Annotated in this window: 20 protein-coding genes; 4 read left to right on the forward strand and 16 right to left on the reverse strand. The window is 65.6% G+C overall.

What is annotated here, in order from left to right:
* Nucleotides 1-64: 64 nt before the first annotated feature.
* Nucleotides 65-1,498, forward strand: a complete 1,434-nt coding sequence (locus U5A52_RS14305; RefSeq protein WP_321935088.1) for a CoA transferase — start codon at nucleotides 65-67, stop codon at nucleotides 1,496-1,498.
* Between the two features lie 52 nt (nucleotides 1,499-1,550).
* Here the strand turns inward: U5A52_RS14305 and U5A52_RS14310 are convergent, their stop codons facing one another.
* Nucleotides 1,551-2,297 (reverse strand): GntR family transcriptional regulator, encoded by a 747-nt coding sequence (locus U5A52_RS14310; protein ID WP_233882636.1) that lies wholly within the window; start codon nucleotides 2,295-2,297, stop codon nucleotides 1,551-1,553.
* Nucleotides 2,298-2,455: 158 nt separating this feature from the next.
* Between U5A52_RS14310 and U5A52_RS14315 the strand changes: the two genes are divergently transcribed.
* Entirely contained in the window at nucleotides 2,456-3,301 is an 846-nt protein-coding gene (locus U5A52_RS14315; protein WP_321913821.1) for an aldo/keto reductase, read from the forward strand.
* Nucleotides 3,302-3,539: 238 nt separating this feature from the next.
* On the opposite strand, the gene U5A52_RS14320 is transcribed toward U5A52_RS14315, so the two are convergent.
* From U5A52_RS14320 to U5A52_RS14375, 12 genes are all read right to left on the reverse strand, one after another.
* A complete protein-coding gene (locus U5A52_RS14320; protein ID WP_321935089.1) occupies nucleotides 3,540-4,385 on the reverse strand; it encodes a hypothetical protein in 846 nt (281 codons plus the stop codon).
* Between the two features lie 547 nt (nucleotides 4,386-4,932).
* Entirely contained in the window at nucleotides 4,933-7,029 is a 2,097-nt protein-coding gene (locus tag U5A52_RS14325; protein ID WP_321935090.1) for an ABC transporter ATP-binding protein, read from the reverse strand.
* Nucleotides 7,026-7,937 (reverse strand): ABC transporter permease, encoded by a 912-nt coding sequence (locus U5A52_RS14330; protein WP_415773882.1) that lies wholly within the window; start codon nucleotides 7,935-7,937, stop codon nucleotides 7,026-7,028. The genes U5A52_RS14325 and U5A52_RS14330 overlap by 4 nt, the downstream gene beginning before the upstream one ends.
* A 5-nt stretch (nucleotides 7,938-7,942) precedes the next feature.
* Entirely contained in the window at nucleotides 7,943-8,944 is a 1,002-nt protein-coding gene (locus U5A52_RS14335; protein ID WP_415773912.1) for an ABC transporter permease, read from the reverse strand.
* A gap of 60 nt (nucleotides 8,945-9,004) precedes the next feature.
* Nucleotides 9,005-10,681 carry an ABC transporter substrate-binding protein gene (locus tag U5A52_RS14340; protein ID WP_321935091.1) on the reverse strand — a complete coding sequence of 559 codons (1,677 nt, stop codon included), beginning with the start codon at nucleotides 10,679-10,681 and terminating at the stop codon, nucleotides 9,005-9,007.
* A gap of 245 nt (nucleotides 10,682-10,926) precedes the next feature.
* Entirely contained in the window at nucleotides 10,927-11,946 is a 1,020-nt protein-coding gene (locus U5A52_RS14345; protein WP_321935092.1) for a HoxN/HupN/NixA family nickel/cobalt transporter, read from the reverse strand.
* 31 nt (nucleotides 11,947-11,977) lie between these two features.
* Entirely contained in the window at nucleotides 11,978-12,496 is a 519-nt protein-coding gene (locus U5A52_RS14350) for a cupin domain-containing protein (RefSeq protein ID WP_321935093.1), read from the reverse strand.
* A gap of 153 nt (nucleotides 12,497-12,649) precedes the next feature.
* On the reverse strand, nucleotides 12,650-14,758 hold the full coding sequence (fusA, locus tag U5A52_RS14355) for an elongation factor G (protein ID WP_321913979.1): 2,109 nt from the start codon (nucleotides 14,756-14,758) through the stop codon (nucleotides 12,650-12,652).
* Between the two features lie 352 nt (nucleotides 14,759-15,110).
* On the reverse strand, nucleotides 15,111-15,629 hold the full coding sequence (locus U5A52_RS14360; RefSeq protein WP_321913978.1) for a DUF192 domain-containing protein: 519 nt from the start codon (nucleotides 15,627-15,629) through the stop codon (nucleotides 15,111-15,113).
* 242 nt (nucleotides 15,630-15,871) lie between these two features.
* On the reverse strand, nucleotides 15,872-16,072 hold the full coding sequence (locus U5A52_RS14365; protein ID WP_321913977.1) for a hypothetical protein: 201 nt from the start codon (nucleotides 16,070-16,072) through the stop codon (nucleotides 15,872-15,874).
* 344 nt (nucleotides 16,073-16,416) lie between these two features.
* Nucleotides 16,417-16,998: a pseudouridine synthase gene (locus U5A52_RS14370; protein ID WP_321913976.1), complete on the reverse strand. Its 582-nt coding sequence runs from the start codon at nucleotides 16,996-16,998 to the stop codon at nucleotides 16,417-16,419.
* Between the two features lie 179 nt (nucleotides 16,999-17,177).
* Entirely contained in the window at nucleotides 17,178-17,435 is a 258-nt protein-coding gene (locus U5A52_RS14375) for a hypothetical protein (protein WP_321935094.1), read from the reverse strand.
* On the opposite strand from U5A52_RS14375, the gene icd reads away from it, so the two are divergent.
* Nucleotides 17,434-18,690, forward strand: a complete 1,257-nt coding sequence (gene icd, locus U5A52_RS14380; RefSeq protein WP_321913974.1) for an NADP-dependent isocitrate dehydrogenase — start codon at nucleotides 17,434-17,436, stop codon at nucleotides 18,688-18,690. The genes U5A52_RS14375 and icd overlap by 2 nt on opposite strands.
* An 81-nt stretch (nucleotides 18,691-18,771) precedes the next feature.
* On the opposite strand, the gene U5A52_RS14385 is transcribed toward icd, so the two are convergent.
* Both U5A52_RS14385 and U5A52_RS14390 read right to left on the reverse strand, forming a co-directional pair.
* On the reverse strand, nucleotides 18,772-19,353 hold the full coding sequence (locus tag U5A52_RS14385) for a lipid-binding SYLF domain-containing protein (RefSeq protein ID WP_321913973.1): 582 nt from the start codon (nucleotides 19,351-19,353) through the stop codon (nucleotides 18,772-18,774).
* A 322-nt stretch (nucleotides 19,354-19,675) separates the two neighbouring features.
* Entirely contained in the window at nucleotides 19,676-19,840 is a 165-nt protein-coding gene (locus U5A52_RS14390; protein WP_321935095.1) for a hypothetical protein, read from the reverse strand.
* A gap of 173 nt (nucleotides 19,841-20,013) precedes the next feature.
* Here U5A52_RS14390 and U5A52_RS14395 point away from each other — a divergent pair, with 173 nt between their 5' ends.
* Nucleotides 20,014-21,633, forward strand: a complete 1,620-nt coding sequence (locus U5A52_RS14395; RefSeq protein WP_321913972.1) for a multicopper oxidase family protein — start codon at nucleotides 20,014-20,016, stop codon at nucleotides 21,631-21,633.
* A gap of 79 nt (nucleotides 21,634-21,712) precedes the next feature.
* Here U5A52_RS14395 and cspD read toward each other — a convergent pair whose 3' ends face one another.
* Nucleotides 21,713-21,919: a cold shock domain-containing protein CspD gene (gene cspD, locus U5A52_RS14400; protein WP_017776809.1), complete on the reverse strand. Its 207-nt coding sequence runs from the start codon at nucleotides 21,917-21,919 to the stop codon at nucleotides 21,713-21,715.
* Between the last annotated feature and the right edge of the window lie 149 nt (nucleotides 21,920-22,068).

The following is a 22,068-nucleotide window of genomic DNA, read 5'->3' on the forward strand; positions in this document are numbered from 1 at the left end:
GACGATTCGTGACATCAATTCAGCCCGTTTTCTCCACGCTCTCCTAGCAAAAGGACTCCACACCATGACGCCACGCGACGCGCTCGAACACCTCTGGATGCTGGCGGGCTGCGACCCGTCCGCGCTCGGCTGGCTCGATATGGAAGGCGGCGATCCGGGCCTGCCGTCGATCTTTCGCGTGGGCACGCTCGCGGCGGCCAGCATTGGCGCGGCGGGGCTCGCGGCGGCGCAACTGCACGCATTGCGCTCGGGCCGGCAGCAGCGCGTGGCGATCGACGTGCGCCGGGCACTGGCCGCGTTTCGCAGCGAACGTTATTTGAGCGTGGACGGCAAGCCGCCCACGGAACTCCGTCACCCCGTAACGGGCCACTTCCCGACCGGCGACGGCCGCTGGATCCAGTTGCACGCGAACTTTCCGCATCACCTTGCGGGCATCCTGCGCGTGCTCCAATGCGCGGACGACCGCGACGCCGTGGCGCGAGCGATCCTCGGCTGGGAAGGCGCGGCGCTTGACGACGCGCTCGCGCAAGCGGGCCTGTGCGCCGCGCTCGTGCGCGCGCCGCGCGAATGGGCCGCGCATGAGCAGGCGAAGGCGGTGGCGAGCCTGCCGCTCTTCGAGATCGAACGTATTGGCGACGCGCCCGCCGAGTCGCCGCAAGCGGGCGCCGGTGCGCGTCCTCTGGAAGGCGTGCGCGTGCTCGACTTCACGCGCATCATCGCGGGGCCGGTTGCGGGGCGCACGCTCGGTCAACACGGCGCGGACGTGCTGCTCATTAACGGTCCGCATCTGCCGAACATCGCGCCGCTCGTAATCGATAACGGCCGCAGCAAGCGCTCGGCCACGCTCGACCTGCGCGACGATGCCGCGTGCGAGCAGTTGCGCGCGCTCGTGCAGGGCGCCGATGTGTTCGTTCAAGGCTATCGGCCAGGCGCGCTCGCCGCGCGCGGCTTCGCACCCGAAGCGCTCGCGCAGTTGCGGCCCGGCATCGTGTGCGTGTCGATCAGTGCGTATGGGCATCGCGGACCGTGGCGCGAGCGGCGCGGTTTCGACAGCCTCGTGCAGTCGGCGAGCGGGATTGTGTGGGCCGAGAGCGCCGCCGCCGCAAAGCAGGACAACGGCGGCCGCGAAACCGCGCAGCCATTCGCCAAGGCCCGTCCGCTGCCGTGTCAGGCGCTCGATCACGCCACTGGGTATCTCGCGGCATTCGGCGCGATGGTCGCGCTCGCGCGGCGCGCACGTGAAGGCGGCAGCTGGCACGTGCGCCTTTCGCTCGCGCAAACGGGTCGCTGGCTGCAGACGATGGGCACGCTCGAAGACGGCCAACGCGTGCCCGACGTGGGCGTCGCCGATCTCGCCGATTGTCTGGAGGAAATGGAGTCGCCGTTCGGACGCGTGCGCGCGGTGGCGCCCGCCGAACGGCTCGAACTCACACCCGCGTTTCACGCGCGGCCACCGGTTCCGATCGGCAGCGATGCGCCGGTGTGGAGCGCGCGGTAGAACGAACAGGCGCAAACAGGCGCGATCACGCGCCTGCGCGCGTTTTAGCAAGCTACTTGCGCAATTCCGCGACGAAATCGTAGTAGTCGTTGCGGCAGTACGTATCGGTGAGTTCGATGGCGCGCTGATCGGCGGTGTAGCCCACGCGCGTGATGAGCAGCAGCGCCTCGTTGGGCGCGATACTCATCTGCCGCGCGATTTCCTCGCTCGCATTCACGGCGCGAAAGTGTTGCAGCGCGCGCACGATCGACAGTCCGCGCTGTTCGAGAAAGCTATAGAGCGAGTCGCCGATCGCGTTCGGGTCGGGAATCAGCGCGGCGGGGAAGGTGGAGTTCTCGACGGCCATGACGATGCCGTCGGCCAGACGCAGGCGCTTCAGGCGCGTGACGGCGGCTGCCGGCGAAAGGCCGAGCTGGATCACCTCGTCGCGGCTCGCGGGCTGGATTTCACGCGAGAGCCAGCGCGAGCTGGGCGTGAAGCCGCGTTGGCGCAGCATCTCGCTGAAGCTCGTGAGGCGCGAGAGCGGGTCTTCAATACGCGGCGTGATGAAGCTGCCCGCGCCTTGTGTGCGGCGAATCAGGCCCTGCTCGACGAGCAGCGCGATCGCCTTGCGCGCCGTGATGCGCGAAACGCCGAGAGACTCCGCGAGTACGCGTTCCGAAGGCAGGGCTTCGCCCGCGTTCCAGCGATTGTCGTGAATCGCGACGCTCAGCTTGCGTGCGAGCTGCAGATAGAGCGGCGTGTCGTTGTCCGGGTCCGGGCGCAGGTCGCGCCAGCGGTCTTCCGTGGGTGCGTTCATGGGAGGCGTGCATGAAAGGCGAACGGCAATTTTATGTCATCGGCGTGCGATCACGGAAATGAACGGCTTGCGAGAGTGCGTATGACCGCATTGCGCGCGAGGCGATACACTGGCCGTTCGTTGCCAGTCAGCGCCGTTGCAGCGCGCAAAGGGAGATCATGACGACCGATATCGCTAGCGTCGCATTGCGGGACGGCGAACGCATTCCGAAGCTCGGGCAGGGCACGTGGGAAATGGGCGAGCGCAGCGCGCATCGCGCGGCGGAAATCGCCGCGTTGCGCGAGGGCGTGGCGCTCGGCATGACGCTCATCGACACCGCCGAGATGTACGGCGACGGCGCGACCGAGCGCCTCGTCGGCGAGGCCTTGCAGGGTTTGCGCGACGAAGTGTTTCTCGTGAGCAAGGTGTATCCGCACAACGCGAGCCGCAACGGCGTGGTGCGCGCGTGCGAGTCGAGCCTGAAACGCCTCGGCACGGACCGGCTCGATCTTTATTTGCTGCACTGGCGTGGCGGCGTGCCGCTCGAAGAGACGGTCGAAGGGTTCGAAGCGCTCGTGCGCGCGGGCAAGATCCGCCACTGGGGCGTGAGCAACTTCGACACCGACGACATGGAGGAACTGTTCGCCACACCCGGCGGCGACGCGTGCGCGACCAACCAGATCCTCTACAACATCGCGCGGCGCGGCGCCGAATTCGACCTGCTGCCGTGGAGCGCCGCGCATCGCATGCCGGTGATGGCGTATAGCCCCGTCGATCACGCGCGCCTGCCCAGGCGCTCGCCGCTCGACGACATCGCTCATGCGCACGGTGTCTCGGTGTATCGCGTGGCGATGGCGTGGGTCCTGGGTCAAAGCGGGGTCTGTGCGATTCCGAAGGCAGGACGCGTGGAGCACGTGCGCGACAACCGCGCGGCGCTCGATCTCGTGCTCGGCGCAGAAGAGCACGCGGCGCTCGACGCCTATTTCAAGCCGCCGCGCAGCAAGCGTCCGTTGGAGATGTTGTAACGAGCGATTGAGGTACGCGCTTCTCGCGCGCGGTCATCGCCGGCGCCTGCGTATCGCGAGCAGACAGCCCGCATGGCCGCGTGGGAACGCCACGCGTATCGCGCATCCGGCGACCGGCCCACGGCGGCGGTGCCCGGCCGGGGGACCGGGACGCCGCCGCCGACGCCAGGACTGGCGCGCCTGGCCATCGCGCCAGATCGGGGTGGCTGCAGCGGTTTGCCTGCACCGCCGTACAGGCTCAATGACCGCTGCCATGGCCGCCACCGTGTCCGCCGCCGTACCCGCCGCCCGGGCCGCCCGACGGTCCACCCTTGCCGAATCCACCTCCGAAACCACCGCCGAAGCCGCCGAAACCCCCGCCAAAGCCGCCGCCGAATCCGCCCGATGGGCCGCTCGCCGATCCGCCGTGGCTGCCACAGCCACACCCGCCTGAACTGCCGCCGCCGTTGTTGCCACCGCCGTTGTTGCCGCCACCGTTGTTGCCGCCACCGCTGTTGCCGCCGCCGTTGTTACCACCACCGTTGTTGCCGCCGCCGTTGTTGCCACCACCGCCTTTCCCGCCGCCGGAGTTGCTGGAACCGCCTCCCGAACCGCTCGGTCCCGTCCCTCCTACGCCAGAACTGCCGCTGCGGCCAAGCCCTCCCGTGCTGGCCGTAGCGGCGCCCGCGCCGCCGCCGCTGCTTCCGTTGCTGCCGCTCGACGACCCCGAGCCGCCGTGGCCGCCGCCGTTGCCTCGAAAACACGCGCTGCCTGTCGTACGGCTAATGCAATCGTTCGGCGCGAACACGGTAGAAACGTCGCTCGCCAGGATGGTTGAATCGGAGTCCGAATCAGTTTTCGATAAGGTGCCTGCAGCAGGCGAACCTGCAGCAGGCGACTCCTCAGCAACCGGCGCGCTGAAGGCCCCGAAGCCTTCCGCCCCGCTCGCGGGCATGGGTGCGTCCGCGAGCAGGATCACCGGATTGATGGTGTCGCCTGCGGCGCGGGCGGTGACCGCGGTGAACAGAACACCCGCGCCCACCGCACACATTCCCGCTCCCCGACTTATCCAGTAGTAGTACTGATGATTATTCGTCTTGTTCATCTTGTTCTCCCCGCGAGGCGGCAGTGGTGATGCCCTGCCTTCCCTCATGCCCCCGTGCAGGCTGCACGCCTTGTGCGCGTGCGCCGACTCCATCAGGCTCGCAACCCGCTTTGCGCCGGCGTGGATAGTGTTTCGATCCGGCTCGCGCGGTACTCGCCAAACAAAAGGCACCCGGTCAGGCCGCGCGCAGGACGACCGGTTTGTGCAGGACTACTTGTGGATTGTCGGGGCCCATGGTGTGGGACGGCAGATTACAAGCGCGTCGAGCGGCCGGTCATCCGTTCGCCCGGTGCGACACCCCGCGTGTGTCGGGGCGGATTGCACTGGATTGCAGCGGCCGGATGCCTGGTGCCGATGTAGCCAGTTTTGTGCCATCGGCCGGGGAGGGGCGTGCAGGGTGGACTTAACAATTGATGTGTCACCCGCGTGGCAGAAAAAACGCGGAAAACGTTACGGCGATGAAACGCGCGCGCCGAATGGCGCGATTTGCGTTGCGAAAGCGGACAGCGCAACGAACCGGGCGCGCGATACGAGCGCTATCGCACGTTCAGGTTGCCGCTTGTGTGGACGTGGTGGCGCGCTGTTGCGCACGCAATTCGTCTACGGGAATGTGGCAAAGAATGCGATGACCGCTGCCTGCATCGGCGAGCGGCGGCGGCGCTTCATCGCAAATGGCGCCGACTTTGCGCGGGCAGTGCGCGCTGAAAATGCAGCCGCGCCCTGTGGCCTGCGTGCCGTTTGCCGAAGCCACGCCCAGCGCGCGCGCGGCCAGCAGCGTTTCTGTATACGGATGCCACGGGCCGTCGAACACCGCGCCAGCGGGCCCGCTTTCGACGATGCGGCCCGCGTAGAGCACGACGATGCGATCGGCGAGATAGCGCACGACATCGAGGTCGTGCGAGATGAACAGGTAGCTCACGCCGCGTTCGCGCTGCAGGCGTGCAAGCAGGTTGAGAATCGCGGCCTGCACGGAGACGTCGAGCGCCGAAGTGGGCTCGTCGCAGATCACGATGCGCGGCTCGCCCGCAAACGCCTGGGCAATCGCCACGCGCTGCTTGAGGCCGCCCGACAGTTGCCGTGCACGTGCCACGAGATAGCGCGCCGGCACGCGCACGGCTTCGAGCAGCCCCGCGATGCGCGATTCGTCTGAGGCTTGGTGGTCTGCCGCCGTGTCCTCACGCGGCCGGGAAAGCGCACGCTCGATCAGCCGTTTCACCGGCAGCGCACGATTGAGCGAGGCGTCCGGATGCTGGAACACGACACGCAGCGCCGCACGTTCGTCGGCGCGACGGCGCGCGACGTGAGCGTGCAGGCGTTTGCCGTCGAGTTCAACGGCGCCGCCCGCGTCGGGCGCGTGCAGGCCGAGCAACATGCGCGCGAGTGTCGTCTTGCCGCTGCCCGATTCGCCTACAAGGCCGAGCGTCTCGCCCGCATGCAGCTCGATCGACACGCCGTCGAGCGCACGCACGGCTTGCGCGCCGTGTCCGAAGGTGCGCGAGACGTCGAGCGCCCGCAGTACGACGCGCGGTTCGGTATCGGCGTTCGTTGGGCTATGGCTCGATGGCAGCGAGCCCTCGCCGCCGCCGATCAAATTGCCGAACGGCAATTCGATCGCGCGCTCGTGGTAGTGGCAGCGCGACATCTGCTCACCGTGCGGCGACGTCATGCGATGCGGCGGCGGCGCTTCCACGTGGCAACGCGTGTCGGCGAGGCGGCAGCGCGGGGCATAGATGCAGCCGGGCGCGCTCGCGCCGGGCGCCGGCAACTCGCCCGGTATCGTGTCGAGCGCGCCTGCGTGCTTGTTGCGCCCATGCGCCGGCAGGCAGCGCAGCAGGCCCACCGTGTACGGATGCCGCGCGCGCTCGAACACGTCGCGCGTGATGCCTTCCTCGACCAGCCGCCCCGCGTAGAGCACGCCCACGCGTTCGCACATGCGCCCGATCACCGCGAGGTCGTGGCTGATGAGCAGCACCGCCATCCCCAGCTCCGCGCGCAGCTTGGCGATGAGGTCGAGCACCTCGGCCTCGACGGTGGCGTCGAGGCCCGTGGTCGGTTCGTCGAGGATCAGGAGCGCGGGGTTCGACGCGAGCGCCATCGCAATCACCACGCGTTGCTGCATGCCGCCCGATAGCTGATGCGGATAGCTCGCCAGCACGCGGCCCGGATCGGCGATGCGCACGCGTTCGAGCGTCGCATGCGAGCGCGAACGGGCCACGCTCGCGTCGGCGCCCGCGGCTTCGAACGCTTCGTTCAACTGGCGGGCGATCGTGAGCGTGGGATTGAGCGCACTGGCGGGGTCCTGATAGACCATCGACACGGCGTTGGCGCGCAGCGTGCGCAGGCCGTCGGCGTCGAGCGCGAGCACGTCGTCGCCCGCAATCGCGATGCGCCCCGCTTTCACGCGGCCGTTGCGCGGGAGATAGCGCAGTGCTGCGAGCGCAACCGTCGACTTGCCGCAGCCCGATTCGCCCACGAGCCCATACGCTTCGCCGCGCCGGATGCACAGCGAGACGTCGGTGAGCACGTCGCGCTCGCGCCCGCGCACGCGGTAAGCGACGGTGAGGCCGACGAGCGCAAGCGCGTCGTCGTCGCGTGGCGCGCCAAAGGTGGCGAGAGCAGGGCGTGAAGAGGCGGGGCGGTTCACGATTGAAGCACCTCGCGCACGCTGTCGGCAATGAGGTTCACGGCCACCACGAGCGAGGCGATGGCGAGCGCGTCGAATGCCACGGTCCACCAGGCGCCGCCCGCGAGCAGCGTGTACGACTCGGCGAGCGCGAGCCCCCAGTCGGCGGAAGGCGGCTGGATGCCGAAGCCGAGGAACGAGAGCGTCGCCACCGCGAAGATCGCATAGCCGAGGCGCACCGTCGCTTCGACGACGATGGGCGGCCAGACGTTCGGCAGGATCTCGCTGAACATCACGTCGAGCGCGTTCGCGCCGCGCAAACGCGCCGCCGCCACGTAGTCGAGATGGCGCTCGGCGAGCACGGCCGCGCGCACTGTGCGTGCGATGAGCGGCGCAAACGTAATGCCGATCACGAGCACCACGGCGAGATTCGAGGCACCCACGGCCGCGAGCACGAGCAGCGCGACGATCACGAGCGGCAGCGCGAGTACCGCGTCGAGCGTGCGCGCGACGAGGGTGCCGAATGCGCCTTCGAAATAGCCCGTCACCAGGCCGAGCGCTGCGCCTGCGAGCGTGCCGACGAGCGTGGCGAGCGGCGCGATCGTGAGGATGTCGCGCGCGCCCACGATCACGCGCGAGCAGATGTCGCGGCCAAGCTGATCGGTGCCGCACCAGTGCGTGTGGTCGGGCGGCAGGAGCGAGCTGAGCGGGTCGGACGCGTAGGCGTCGTGCGGCGCGAACCACGGGCCCGCGAGTGCGCAGACGATCCACCACACGAGGATCAACGCACCCGCGACGAACGAGGGCGAGCGCAGCAGCAGATGCAGCGTGTCGCGCAAACGCGTGTCGGCAAGCGCTTCTTCGCCGGGCTCGCCGGGCGGCTGCGCATCGGACGGCTTGCCGCCTGAGGAAATTGATTCGGATGCCATATCGTCTATGCGCCTCCCGGCGTGCGCAGGCGCGGGTCAAGGAGCGCGTGCAGCGCATCGGCGGCGAGATTGGCGAGGGTGTAGACCGCGCCCACCGCGAGCACGCCCGCTTCGAGCAACGGGAAGTCCTTGGTTTTCGCAGCGTTGAAGATGAGCGAACCTACACCCGGATAGCGGAACAGCGATTCGACCACGACGAGCCCGCCAATCAAATAACCGAGCTGCGTGGCCGCCACGGTCACGCTGGGCAAGAGCGCATTGCGCAGGACGTGCCGCACGATCACGACGTGGCTCGGCAGCCCTTTGAGAATCGCGGTGCGCGTGTAGTCGGCATCGAGCGCCGTGATCGTGCCTGCGCGCGCAATGCGCGCGAGATAGCCGAAGAACACCAGCACGAGAGGCAGCACGGGCAGCACGAGGTGACGCAATTGTTCGAGCGCGCCCGCGCCGCTGGGCGCGGTGGCTTCGATAGGCAGCCAGCGCAGCCACACGCCGAAAATGAGGATCAGCACGATCGACGAGACGAACTCCGGCACGGCGCTCGCGCATAGGCCGCCGGTGCTGATCGCGCGGTCGATCAGGCGGCCTTCGTGGAGCGCCGCCCACACGCCGCCCGCAATGCCGAGCGGCACCACGACCACGAACGCGAGCAGGCCGAGCTTCGCCGACTGCAGGAGCGCGTCGCCCACGAACGGCGCCACGGGTTCTTTGTAGCTCCACGACATGCCGAAGTCGCCGCGCAGCGCATGCGTGATCCACGAGGCGTACTGATCGAGCACGGGCCGGTCGGCGCCCAGTTCGTGATTGAGCGCGGCCACGGCGCGCGCGTCGGCGAGGGGGCCGAGCACGGCGCGGCCGATGTCGCCTGGCAGCAGCTGGCCGCCCGCGAACACGAGCACCGAAAGCAGCCAGAGCGTGTAGATCGCCCACGCAGCGCGCCTGCCAAGAAAGCGCGCGATGCCCGCACGCGGGGCGAATGCGCGCGCGGCGCCGGTCGGCTTCGACATGGGCGGGAGCGGAGTAGCCATCGGACCTCCGTTGCGGGTGCGCCAGCCTCGCGTGCCGGCTCAGGCGGCGAGCGTCGCGCGGTCGAAGTAGAGCTGGGCGAGCGCCGTGAAGCGCACGCCGGAAAGCACGGCGCGCTGCGCGATCAACTGGTCGTAGAAGTACGGGATGATCACGGGCGTCTCGTCGAGCAACAGCGTCTGGATCTGCCGCGCCACCTGCTTCTGGGCCGCCACGTCGAGCGTTGCTGCGAACTGCGCGACCAGCTTGTCGTACTCGGCGTTGCGAAAGTGCGCAGCATTCCACGTGCCGCCCGAGGTGAGCGGCGCGTTGAGAAACACGTTCGGCACGCCCCGATGCCCGTAGTCGGTTATACCGAGCGGCGAGTCGAGCCAGTCCGATTTGCCGAACGTGCCCGCGCCGTAGTACTGCGACTGGCTCTCCACCTTGAGCGTGATACGAATGCCGACCGCCTTCGCCGCGTTCTGCACGACCACGGCGAGGTCCGGTATCTCCATGTACTTTTCGGTGGTGAGCGTCACGTCGAAGCCGTTGGCCACGCCCGCCTGCGCGAGCAACTGGCGGGCCTTCGCGACATCGATCTTGCGCTGGGGCACGTCGGTTGCCGTAGAAGGAAAGATGGGCGCGAACGGACTGTCGTTGCCCACCTCGGCGCGGCCCTTGAAGAGTCCGCGCACGAGCACGTCGCGATCGAGCGCCAGCGCAAGCGCCTGGCGCACCCGCTTGTCCTTGAACGTGGGCGAGTCGTTGCGCATGTGGATCTGGCGATGCGCGCTCGAGCGCACGCCGATCACCTTGAAGTCGGGATTGTTCAGGATGCCGATGCCGCCCTGCACGGTGAACGTGCCCATCACGTCGGCCTGGTGACCTTGCAGCGCGAGCAGTTGCGCCTGCTCGTCGGCGTAGAACGCGAATTCCAGGCGCGCGGGCAGCGCCTTGTCGCCCCAGTAGTCGGGATTGCGCACGAAGCTCGCGCCGCGCCGCGCTTCGAACTTGCCGAGCTTGAATGGTCCCGTGCCGATGAAGCTCTTTTCGTAATTGCCCGCATAGTTGGCGGGTAGCATCACGGCGTTGTAGTTGTCCGAAGAAACGTAGTAGGCGAAGTTGCCATTGGGCGCGTCGAGATGGAACTCGACCGTGTGGTCGTCGATGGCCTTCGTTCCGCCTTTTGAAAGCACGCCCTTGAGCACCGAGAGCGCCGCCGAGCCGGTTGCCGGATCGGCGAGACGATCGAAGGTCGCCACCACGTCTTTCGCGCCGAACGGCTGGCCGTCGTGGAATTTCACGTTGGGGCGCAGCTTGAACGTCCAGACGTCTGCTTTCGCGTTGGCTTGCCACGAGAGCGCGAGGGCGGGTTGCAGATGGCCTTGCGCGTCGTCGTTGGCGAGGAATTCACCGGTCTGGTTCAAGAGACACAGCGCGCCCGCATCGGTCACGGTGAGCGGATCGACAGCGCCCGCAGGCATGAGGTGGGCCACGCGGATCGTTTGCTCGCCGGGCTTGCCCGCGCCTTGGGCGTGCGCGCTGCGTGGCACGCCGAGCCCCGCAAAAGCGGGCAGCGCCGTGAGGCCGACCGCGCTCGCATAGCGCAGCAGCTCGCGGCGCGTAAGGCGCCCGGCGACGAATTCGTCGAGAGCATGGTTGCCATGGTCGCCGGCCTGAGGGCGCAGCGCTTCGAGGCGGCAGAGGAGCGGACGGCGGGACTGCGGTCGTTTCATCGGTGCGGGTTTCCGTGCGATTCCGTTCAGGGGACGCGCGAGGCCCGGGGGCGTGCGCGACGGCGGCATGCGGTACGGCAGACGACGAAGGGGTGCAGCTAAGGCAGCGAATTGAAACTGAGCGAAACGATTGATGAGTCTATTGCGCGCAATAGCTGGGGGCTAGTTTACGCGCTTTCGGCAATCGAGGCGAAGGGTAGGGGTTTCGCGGGGTTGCGCGCCGAGCGAGAAACAGCGCGTGCGTTTTAGCGGACCGCAGCGGGACGGCGCCAGCGATGGAAGAGCACCGAGCCGATCCAGCACGCGATGAACGCCGCGACGATGCCGTAGCCCAGCTCGCCGAAGCGCGCGTTCAGGCCGGCGATGAGCGTCCACGCGCCGCCGCTGGCGCCGAGCTTGTCGGCGATGAGTCCGAGCGCTTCCACGCCGCCGATCACGATCGCCACGAGGGCGGAGACGAATGTGATGCTCGCGTTGTAGTAGAGCTTGCGCCTCGGGTCGTCCATGGCCCAGCCGTAGGCGTGGACCATCAGCACGTTGTCGGTGGAGTCGACGAGCGTCATGCCCGCGGTGAAAAGCGCGGGGAACACGAGAATCGAATACATCGGCAAGCCCTTGCCCGCTTCGGCAGCGGCGATGGCGAGCAGGCCGATTTCGGTGGCCGTGTCGAAGCCGAGGCCGAACAGCACACCCACGGGATACAGGTGCCAGCTCTTCGTGACGAGCGCGAAGAGCGGACGCAGTGCGCGCGAAAAGAGGCCGACGGGAGCGGGTGCGGCGGCGGCCGCGAGCGTCGCCTCGTCGCCCTGTTGCGCGCGGCGGTAGCGCATCCATACGTCGCGCAGGATCACGAGGTTCACGCCCGCGAGCACGAGCAGGAATGTCGACGAAACGAGCGTGCCGATCGTCGAGCCGATCTCGTGGAACCGCTCGAAGCGGCCATGCAGCGAGAGCGCCGTGAGCGCGATGCCGAGCGTGGCGGCGATCACGACCGTGGAGTGGCCGAGCGAGAACGCGAGTCCCACCCCGAGCGGGCGCTCGCCTCGCTGCATGAGCTTGCGCGTGACGGCGTCGATGGCGGCGATATGGTCGGCGTCCACCGCGTGGCGCAGGCCGAAGCCGTAGGCGAGCAACGCCGTGCCGAGCAGCAGCGGGTAGTGGCGAAACGCGATCAGCGCCCACGCCCACGCGCCGAGATTGGCGGCGATGAGCGCGGCATAAAGCGCAATCAGGCGAGGGCGTAGCGAGGCGGTGGGTGTCGTCATCGCGTAAGTAGGGGCGCTTGCGGCCGGGCGTTCAATGGTCGTGCGGATGGCGGTGGATCGGATCGACCCAGTACACGGTTTCCGGCGCTTCGACCGCTTCGATGTTCAGGTTCACTACCACGGCCTCGTTGTCGCTGCGCACGAGCACGCATTCGAGCGGATCGTCGGTGCTCGCGTTGATCTCCTGGTGCGGCACGTAGGGCGGCACGAAGATGAAGTCGCCTGGGCCCGCCTCCGCCGTGAACTCCAGATGCTCGCCCCAGCGCATGCGCGCGTGACCGCGCACGACGTAGATCACGCTTTCCAGCGCGCCGTGATGATGCGCGCCCGTCTTCGCGTTCGGATGGATCGTGACCGTGCCTGCCCAGATCTTTTGCGCGCCCACGCGCGCCGCGTTGATCGCGGCCGCGCGGTTCATGCCGGGCGTTTGTGCGGTGTTCGTGTCGAGCTGATCGCCGCGTATCACCTTGACGCCGTTTTCGCGCCAGTCGACCGGTGCGTTGTCGTGAGGGTGGTCATGAGGATGCTCATGGTCGTGGTCGTGACTCATCGTCGTGTCTCCTTGACTGTGTGCGTCGCAGCGTTATCGCCGCATTGTGGCACGGTCAAAATTGCGCCGTGCGCATGTAAAAAAGCCCGTCCGCAAGGGGACGGGCTTTCGTGTGCGCGGCAACGCCTGCACGTTGCCGGCGCATTGCCTACGTTACGCCTTCTTCGCGTTGATGACCGCTTCGGCCACGTTCTGCGGTGTTTCCGCGTAGTGCTTGAACTCCATCGTGTACGTGGCGCGGCCTTGTGTGAGCGAGCGCAGCGACGTGGAGTAGCCGAACATCTCCGAGAGCGGCACTTCGGCGCGCACGATCTTGCCGCCGCCGCCCGCGATGTCCTCCATGCCCTGCACGATGCCGCGGCGGCTGGAGAGATCGCCCATCACGTTGCCCATGAAGTCCTCGGGCGTTTCCACTTCCACGGCCATCATCGGTTCGAGCAGAACGGGCTTGGCCTTGCGCATCGCTTCCTTGAAGGCCATCGAACCGGCCATGCGGAAGGCGTTTTCGTTCGAGTCCACGTCGTGGTACGAGCCGAACGTGAGCGTGACCTTCGTGTCGACCACGGGGTAGCCCGCGAGCACGCCGGCCTTCAGCGTCTCCTGAATGCCCTTGTCGACAGCCGGGATGAACTCGCGCGGAATCACGCCGCCCTTGATGGCGTCGACGAACTCGTAGCCCTTGCCCGGCGGCTGCGGTTCGAGCGTGATGACGGCGTGGCCATACTGGCCACGCCCGCCCGACTGCTTCACGAACTTGCCTTCCACATCTTCGACCTTGTTCTTCACGGTCTCGCGATACGCGACCTGCGGTTTGCCGACCGTCGCCTCCACGCCGAACTCGCGCTTCATGCGGTCGACGAGAATTTCCAGGTGCAGCTCGCCCATGCCCGAGATGATGGTCTGGCCCGACTCTTCGTCGGTTTGCACGCGGAACGACGGGTCTTCCTGCGCAAGACGGTTGAGCGCGATGCCCATCTTTTCCTGGTCGGCCTTGGTCTTCGGCTCGACGGCCTGCGAGATCACGGGCTCGGGGAAGATCATCCGTTCGAGCACGATGGCATGCGCCGGGTCGCAGAGCGTGTCGCCCGTCGTCGCTTCTTTCAGGCCCACTGCGGCCGCGATGTCGCCCGCGCGCACTTCCTTGATTTCCTTGCGCTCGTTCGCGTGCATCTGCAGGATGCGGCCGAGGCGCTCCTTCTTGTCCTTGGTCGCGTTGAGCACCGTGTCGCCCGAATTCACCACGCCCGAATAGACGCGGAAGAAGATCAGTTGCCCGACGAACGGGTCGGTCATGATCTTGAAGGCGAGCGCGGAGAACGGCTCGTCGTCGCTCGGGTGGCGCTCGATTTCCTTGTCGTGGAGGTCGTGGCCGAGAATCGCGGGCACGTCCACCGGCGAGGGCAGATAGTCGATCACGGCGTCGAGCATGGCCTGCACGCCCTTGTTCTTGAACGCGCTGCCACAAAGCATCGGCACGATCTCATTGGCGATCGTGCGTTTGCGCAGGCCGCCCTTGATTTCCTCTTCGGTCAGGCTCTCGTGGTCGTGAAGATACTTTTCGAGCAGTGTTTCGTCGGCTTCGGCGGCGGCCTCGACCATCTTCTCGCGCCACTCATGCGCAAGCTCGACGAGATTCGCGGGGATGTCCTCATACTCGAACTTCACGCCCTGGCTCTCGTCGTCCCACACGATCGCCTTCATCTTCACGAGGTCGACCACGCCCTGGAAGTGATCTTCCGCGCCCACCGGAATCTGGATAGGCACGGCCACGCCTTTGAGGCGCTCGCCGATTTGCCGCTGCACGCGGAAAAAGTCCGCGCCCACGCGGTCCATCTTGTTGACGAACGCAATGCGCGGGACCTTGTACTTGTTCGCCTGGCGCCACACGGTCTCCGACTGCGGCTGCACGCCGCCCACGGAGTCGTACACCATGCACGCGCCGTCGAGTACGCGCATGGAGCGCTCCACTTCGATCGTGAAGTCCACGTGCCCCGGCGTGTCGATGATGTTGATGCGGTGTTCGGGGTAGTTGCCGGCCATGCCTTTCCAGAACGCGGTGGTCGCGGCCGAGGTGATCGTGATGCCGCGCTCCTGTTCCTGCTCCATCCAGTCCATGGTCGCCGCGCCGTCGTGAACCTCGCCGAGCTTGTGATTCACGCCGGTGTAGAAAAGGATGCGCTCGGTCGTCGTGGTTTTGCCGGCGTCGATGTGAGCGCTGATCCCGATGTTGCGATAGCGCTCGATGGGGGTCTTGCGAGGCACGGTGATCTCCTTGGAATGACGCGCCATGGAAGCTGCCGGGCGGCACGCGGCGCGGCCAGCGCGCGGCCCGATGCGCCGCACGGCGCGCGCGGTCTTGGCACGCGCGATGCGGGGGGATTAATAGGATAGCGCTTGCGCGCCGGTTTTGCAGGGCGCATGTCGCAGCGCGGGAAGGAGGGCGCAGCGAGGCGCCGCCGAGCGCTCCCGCGCCCGGCGGGGCGCCGCGCGTGCGGGCGCCGGCGTGGCGCTTCTGGGTGCCATGCGTGAAGCGCAACGCGGGCGCAAAAAAACCGGCGCCGCGTGCGTGCGGGGCCGGCTTGTGCTTTTCGCGCTGCGCGCGTTGGGCAACCGCTTACTGCAGCGGCGGCAGTCCCTGAATCACCATGCCGGGCTTGATGCCCTTGGCCGTGAACCAGCCCTTGGGCATTTCGAGCGCGAAGGTGCCGTTATTGCGCGGGCAGTGGTTGTTGGTCGTTTCGGCCTGCATCTCGTCGATGTCGGTGATCGTGCCGTCGGCGCGAATGAAGGCGATCGACAACGGGATCAGCGTGTTCTTCATCCAGAAGCAGTGCACGGCGTTTTCGCCGAACACGAACAGCATGCCTTCATTGGGCCCGAGCTGCGAGCGGTACATGAGGCCTTGTTCGCGGTCCGCGTCGTTGGCGGCGACCGCGGCGTCGATCACGAACATGCCTGCCGTGAGCTTCACGCGCGGAAATTCGCTGGGCTGCTTGGCCCCCGGCGGCATTTGCTGCGCCAGCGCGATATTCGACGTCGCCGCCGCGGTGAGCGTGAGCGCCGAGAAAGCGGCGAATGGCAATGCGACGACAAGCGCGCAGCGCACGAAGAACGAGCGCAGGGAAAATCGCACGAGAGACTCCTTGCTGTAGGTTAATCCGCGCATGTTACGCGACCAGGTCAGAACGGGTCAAAATGCGCGGCGCGGTTCACGTCGTCTTTCGTGTCATCGACGTGATGCGGTGAGCGCGCATGTCAAAAAAGCCTGTAAATCATGCAGCCAAACAAAAAGGCAGAACGCCTTGCGGCGCTCTGCCTTTCGTCGCGCTGAAGAGCGGCAGCGAATGCCGTTCCTCGGTGCGTCTTACAGCAAGCTTACTCCGAAGCTGCCGAAGCGGCTTCAGCCTTCGCTGCCTTCTTGTGCGACGACTTCTTGTGCGACTTCTTGTGTGCCGACTTGTGAGCAGCCGAAGCAGCAGCAGCCGGAGCAGCCGAAGCAGCTTCCGGAGCCGAAGCTTGTGCGAATGCAGCCGATGCGAAGAGGCCAGCGACCAGAGCAGCGATCAGTTTGTTCATGTTGTGAATCCTCAAGCTTGAGTTAATTAACCAAATGACCCGGTTTTTGGAGTCAGGTCGGTAAACGTGCCATCCACCTTTCGGTTGACAGTCGCTTTCGACAAATTCGCGTGAATTTGATTTCTGCTTCTGCCAGCGGTCAGGACCGTGCATTGCTGCGAGGACCCGGAAGGCTGAATGCCGGACAGCTTCTGGCGGCATCTGCGTCGAATAACGCACGGTCTCGCGAGACGGTTGACGCAAACTTGTTATTTGCTTCGTAACGAGACGCAACAGAAAGGTGGGGGACGTGTCGCGTGATTCGAAAAAAATCGGTCAGAAAGTGAAAAGTGCTTGCGCAACAATCACTTGTGTTTACGAGACACGTTTTGCCAGGGCGCATTGGTGGGCACGTCGATGCTTTCGCCGGGCGCGAGACCAAGCGAAAAAATATCGAGAGCACCAATCGCGACGCGTACGAGCCGCAACGTTGGATAGCCGACTGCCGCGGTCATGCGTCGCACCTGCCTGTTCTTGCCTTCGCTGATCGCAATCTCCACCCACGTGGTGGGTATTGACGCGCGATAACGAATCGGCGGATTGCGCGGCCACAAATGCTCTGGCGTAGCAATGATTCTTGTTCGACACGGTTGTGTCACGAAGTCGCCGAGATCGACGCCGCGCTCGAGCGCGGCAAGCGCAGCCGCGTCGGGCTCGCCTTCCACTTGCGCCCAATAGCGCTTCACGAGTTTGCGTTTCGGTTCGGCAATGCGCGCCTGCAATGCGCCGTCGTCGGTGAGGAGCAGGAGACCTTCGCTATCGGAGTCAAGCCGGCCTGCCGGATAGACGCCCGGCACCTTCACCCAGTCCGCGAGTGACTGGCGTGTTTCGTGCGGCGAAAACTGACAGATCGTGCCGAACGGTTTATTGAGGGCGATCAAACGCATGACGGAGGCGACGGGTACGGATGGAGGACTGGTTAGCGCCGTGATCTTAATGCATATTGCGCATCGCCGATTTTTATATCTTATATAAGACATAAGACATGGGCGCGCCTCGCGCTGGCGTCCGTGTGAAGTGTGCGGCACGCTGGCGCGAGGCGTGGGCTAGAATAGCCGCCAGACCCTCACGCCGACGGGCCGCTCGCGCCGCGTGGCAAGCCGCTCGTGAAGCCGCTTGCTCCGCTCGGTTGCGCGCAGTGCGCCGCGTGTTCCTGGACAGTCTTGCTGCGAATATTGACCGCGTGTCGAGCGCGCCGGTCGTCGAGAAGCCGCATCGGCGAGATACCTCTCTTGCCGGGCGAAACGGCTTCGCCGCCGCCGCGAGGCGCCGGGCGCCGCGTCAAACCCGCTACAACAGCCTTGCCCTTACTGGAGTCGATCATGCCGTATCAGCACATCCTGGTTCCGACCGGCGGTGAAAAGATCACCGTCAATCCGGACTTCTCGCTCAACGTCTCGGATCAGCCAATCATTCCGTACATCGAAGGCGATGGCACGGGCGTGGACATCACGCCGGTCATGCTGAAGGTGGTCGACGCAGCGGTTGAAAAGGCCTACGGCGGCAAGCGCAAGATTCACTGGATGGAAATTTACGCGGGCGAGAAAGCGACGCGGGTGTACGGTCCCGACGTGTGGCTGCCCGAAGAAACGCTCGAAGTGGTGAAGGATTACGTGGTGTCGATCAAGGGGCCGCTCACGACGCCTGTTGGCGGCGGCATCCGGTCGCTGAACGTCGCGCTGCGTCAGCAACTCGATTTGTACGTGTGCCTGCGCCCGGTGCAGTACTTCAAGGGCGTGCCTTCGCCGGTGCGCGCGCCGGAGAAGGTCAACATGGTCATTTTCCGCGAGAACTCGGAGGATATTTATGCGGGCATCGAATGGCCCGCCGAATCCGAAGGCGCGAAGAAGCTCATCAAGTTCCTGCGCGAAGAGATGGGCGTGGCGAAGATCCGCTTTCCGGACAGCTCGGGCGTGGGCGTGAAGCCGGTGTCGCGCGAGGGCACGGAGCGCCTCGTGCGCAAGGCGATCCAGTATGCGATCGACAACGAGCGCCGTTCCGTTACGCTCGTGCACAAGGGCAACATCATGAAGTTCACCGAAGGCGCGTTCCGCGACTACGGTTATGCGCTCGCGCAGAAGGAGTTCGCGGCGGAACTGATCGATGGCGGCCCGTGGATGAAGATCAAGAATCCGAAGACGGGTGGCGATATCGTGATCAAGGACGTGATCGCCGATGCCTTCCTCCAGCAGATTCTGCTGCGCCCGGCCGAATACGACGTGATCGCCACGCTGAACCTGAATGGCGACTACATTTCCGACGCGCTGGCGGCGCAAGTGGGCGGCATCGGTATCGCACCGGGTGCGAATCTTTCGGACTCCGTCGCGATGTTCGAAGCCACTCACGGTACGGCGCCGAAATATGCGGGCAAGGACTATGTGAATCCGGGCTCCGAGATTCTCTCGGCGGAAATGATGCTGCGCCATCTCGGCTGGGTTGAAGCGGCGAATCTCATCATTGCGTCGATGGAGAAGTCGATTCTGCAGAAGCGCGTGACTTACGACTTCGCACGGCTGATGGAAGGGGCGACCCAAGTGTCGTGCTCGGGCTTCGGGCAGGTGATGATCGAGAATATGTAAGAGAATTTGCTAGATTGAAGCAGGACGGAATGCAAAAACCCCGGCGGACCTCTGGTTCACCGGGGTTTTTCTATTTGCGCCTCACTCCGTGAGCTTCGTAATTTTCTGCCCTTGCACGCCGAGCCCGGCCATCAGCCCGGTCTGGCCGAAGACGAACGCATACACATCCGAACGCACCGTGGTGGTCGAAAAGTCTTTGGCCATGCCCGTATCGGCGAGCACGACGCTCGGGCCCGCGCCGACCGACCAGCCGTCGCTGCTATCGAGATATTGCTTCGCGCCAGGCGTCATGAGAAACATCGCCTCCGAGAAGTTTTGCGCTCCGGCCTGCAATCCATAGGAGAGGGCGCTGACGTTGTAATAGCCGAGCACTCTGCCATCCTTCGAAAACAGCACGCCATCGCCGCCCGCGCCGCCAACCAGGAAGCCTGCTTTAAGAATTCCCGGGAAAATAAGAATACCGAATGAATTGTCGGCCAACGACTTCGCGTGCGGTGTGCTGGCATACAGGCTGTTCATGGCCTGGCGGGCATCGTGAACGAGTTGCGTGCGCGAGTCAGCGCTACTTGATGAACTTGCCGAGGTCATGGGGTTAGGCATGGAGCAAGCCGCGACGAGCAGCGTGGCGAGAACAGCGGCAATGCGCAGGATTTTTCGTGACATGGTGGATCTTCCCAGTGTTATCTGTGCGGCACCGGCCCGCGTCGTGCGTGCGGGCAGGGCTTGAGCGATCCTGGCGGCCTTTCATGCCGTTGTCTTTGTCCTGGACACGGTGCGCGGCACGCTGTCGCGTGCGTCGCGATGTCTGCTGTGCGATATGATGATGCGTATCAACCTGGTTAGTCCTTCGCCCAAGTCGCATGCGTTTTTTGTGCCGCCTCTTTCTTGCTTGCCTGTTCGCGCTCTTTGCCGTGCGCGGCGCGACGGCTTGCGAGCATTCGCAGCGAATCGGGCTGGCGGCGCACAGCATGGCGGTGGCCGCCGCTCATTGCGGCACGGCGAAATCCGGCGACATGCCGAACACGAGCGGCCACGGCTCGCACGGTGTGTGCGGCACGAGTTGCTGTGTCGTGGGCTGCGGCGTGCATTGCGGTGCGCCGCCCGTTGCGTTGGCATTGGGTATGCAAGCGCCCGATGGCTCCGCGCTCAATGTTCTTCCGGCCCTGCTACGTGCCGGGATTACCCACGCTCCTCCATTACCTCCTCCGATCGTCTGAGTCGTTCGAAGTGCTTCGCATGCGCGAAGCGAACGGCCGCACGCGCGGCGTGCCTGCTATTGCGCGCCACGTGCTCTGGCATGAACGAGGTATGAGGAATTCATCGATGAAACGACGAGCATTTATTTCCGGCGCGTTGAGCGCCGCCACCGCGACCCTGTTCGCGCGCCGCGCATTCGCGCTAGGTGCGGACGATGGCATGCACGCGATGCACGGCATGTCGGATATGCCATCGATGTCGGGCGCCATGATGCAGGCGCAAACGCCGCTAGCCGCTGCCGATGCGTTGCCCGCCGGCGCGCCGCTTGCCGCGCTGCGCACGCTTGCCAATCAGGGCCGCGAGCCGGGCCAGTTTCGCGCGACGCTGATCGCGCAGCCGGCTGCACGTGCGCTGCTGCCCGGAAAACCGCAAACGGTCTTCTGGCAATACGACGCGCTCGGCGCGGGAGCCGCGACGGAAAACGACGGGCCCGTCATCGGTCCGTTGATCGACGTGCGCGAGGGCGATACCGTCGAAATCACTTTCGTGAACCGGCTGCCGCAGCCTTCGACAATCCACTGGCACGGCCTGCCCGTGCCGCCCGATCAGGACGGCAATCCGTCGAAACCTGTCGCGCCGGGCGAGCAGCACGTTTATCGCTTCACGCTGCCGCAGGGCAGTGCGGGCACCTACTGGTATCACCCGCATCCCCATATGCTGAGTTCGGAGCAGGTGTTCCGCGGGCTGGCGGGCCCGTTCATCGTGCGCGCCGCGGGCGATCCGCTCGCAGCGTCGTGGCCTGAGCGGCATCTGTTCGTTTCCGACCTGAAGCTCGCGGCAGACGGCACGATTCCCGCGAACAGCATGATGGACTGGATGAACGGCCGCGAAGGCCAGTACGTGCTCGTGAACGGGGCGCGCGAGCCGCACATCGAGGTCGTGCGCGACGAGCGCTGGCGCGTCTGGAATGGCTGTAACGCGCGCTATCTGCAACTCGCCTTCGATGACGGCCGCGCTTTCGCGCAGGTGGGCACGGACGGCGGGCTGCTGGGCGCGCCGCGCGAGGGCGTCACCGCGCTTTTGCTGGCACCGGGTGAGCGCGCGGAACTGATCGTGCGCGTGGGGCAGGGCGCCTCGCGTGCGTCGCTGATCGCCGCGCAATACGATCGCCACAAGATGGCGATGACACACGGCAGTTTGCCTGCGGGGCCATCGCTGATCCTGGCGAACGTTGGCTTCACACCGGCAGGCGCAACAGCGCAACCGCCGTTGCCGGATCGACTGCGCAAGCTTGCGCCGCTCGTTTCATCAGGTCCGCTAACGATTCCGAAAAAAAGCGTGGTGTTCAGCGAAGCCATGGACATGAAAGCGATGCACGCACCGGGTGCGTCCGCGCAGGCGATGCCGCGCGGCATGCAGTTCATGGTGAACGGAGCGGTCTTCGATCCGGCGCGCGTGACGTTGGCGAGCCGGCGCGGCGAAGTCGAGCACTGGGCGATCGCAAACGGCACGGACATGGATCATCCGTTTCATCTGCACGGGACGCAATTTCAGGTGATGGCGCGCGAGCGTGGCGGCGTGCGCAAGGAAGAGGAACTGCTGGCGTGGCGCGACACGGTGAACGTGCGGCCGGGCGAAACGGTGCACATCGCAACCGTCCAGCACGAGGCGGGCGACCGCATGTTTCATTGCCACATCCTCGAGCACGAGGATCTCGGCATGATGGGCACGTTACGCGTGAGCTAACACTCAAACGTTAAAAAACGATGACGCCAAAAAGAAACCCGGCCGAAGCCGGGTTTCCAAGGTACGGGTACCGAACAGATCAGGCGGCTGCCTGAATGTTCGATGCCTGTTTACCCTTCGGGCCTTGCACGACCTCGAAGCTCACCTTCTGACCTTCTTTGAGGGTCTTGAAGCCATTCATTTGAATAGCCGAAAAGTGAGCGAACAGGTCCTCGCCGCCTTCATCCGGCGTGATGAACCCGAAACCCTTCGCGTCGTTGAACCACTTGACCGTACCGGTTGCCATACCAACTTCCCCTGTAACTCATGTCACTACCACGAGCAGTTCGAAAAGCTAAACGATCGCGGTGCGATCGCCCCCTCCTCACAAGCTCACCAACGGCATTTTTTCGAATTTAAGGCGGTTGAAAAAAGTGCCAGCTTGATTGTTGAGGG

The sequence above is a fragment of the Paraburkholderia sp. J8-2 genome, from assembly GCF_905220195.1.
GTDB lineage: Bacteria > Pseudomonadota > Gammaproteobacteria > Burkholderiales > Burkholderiaceae > Paraburkholderia.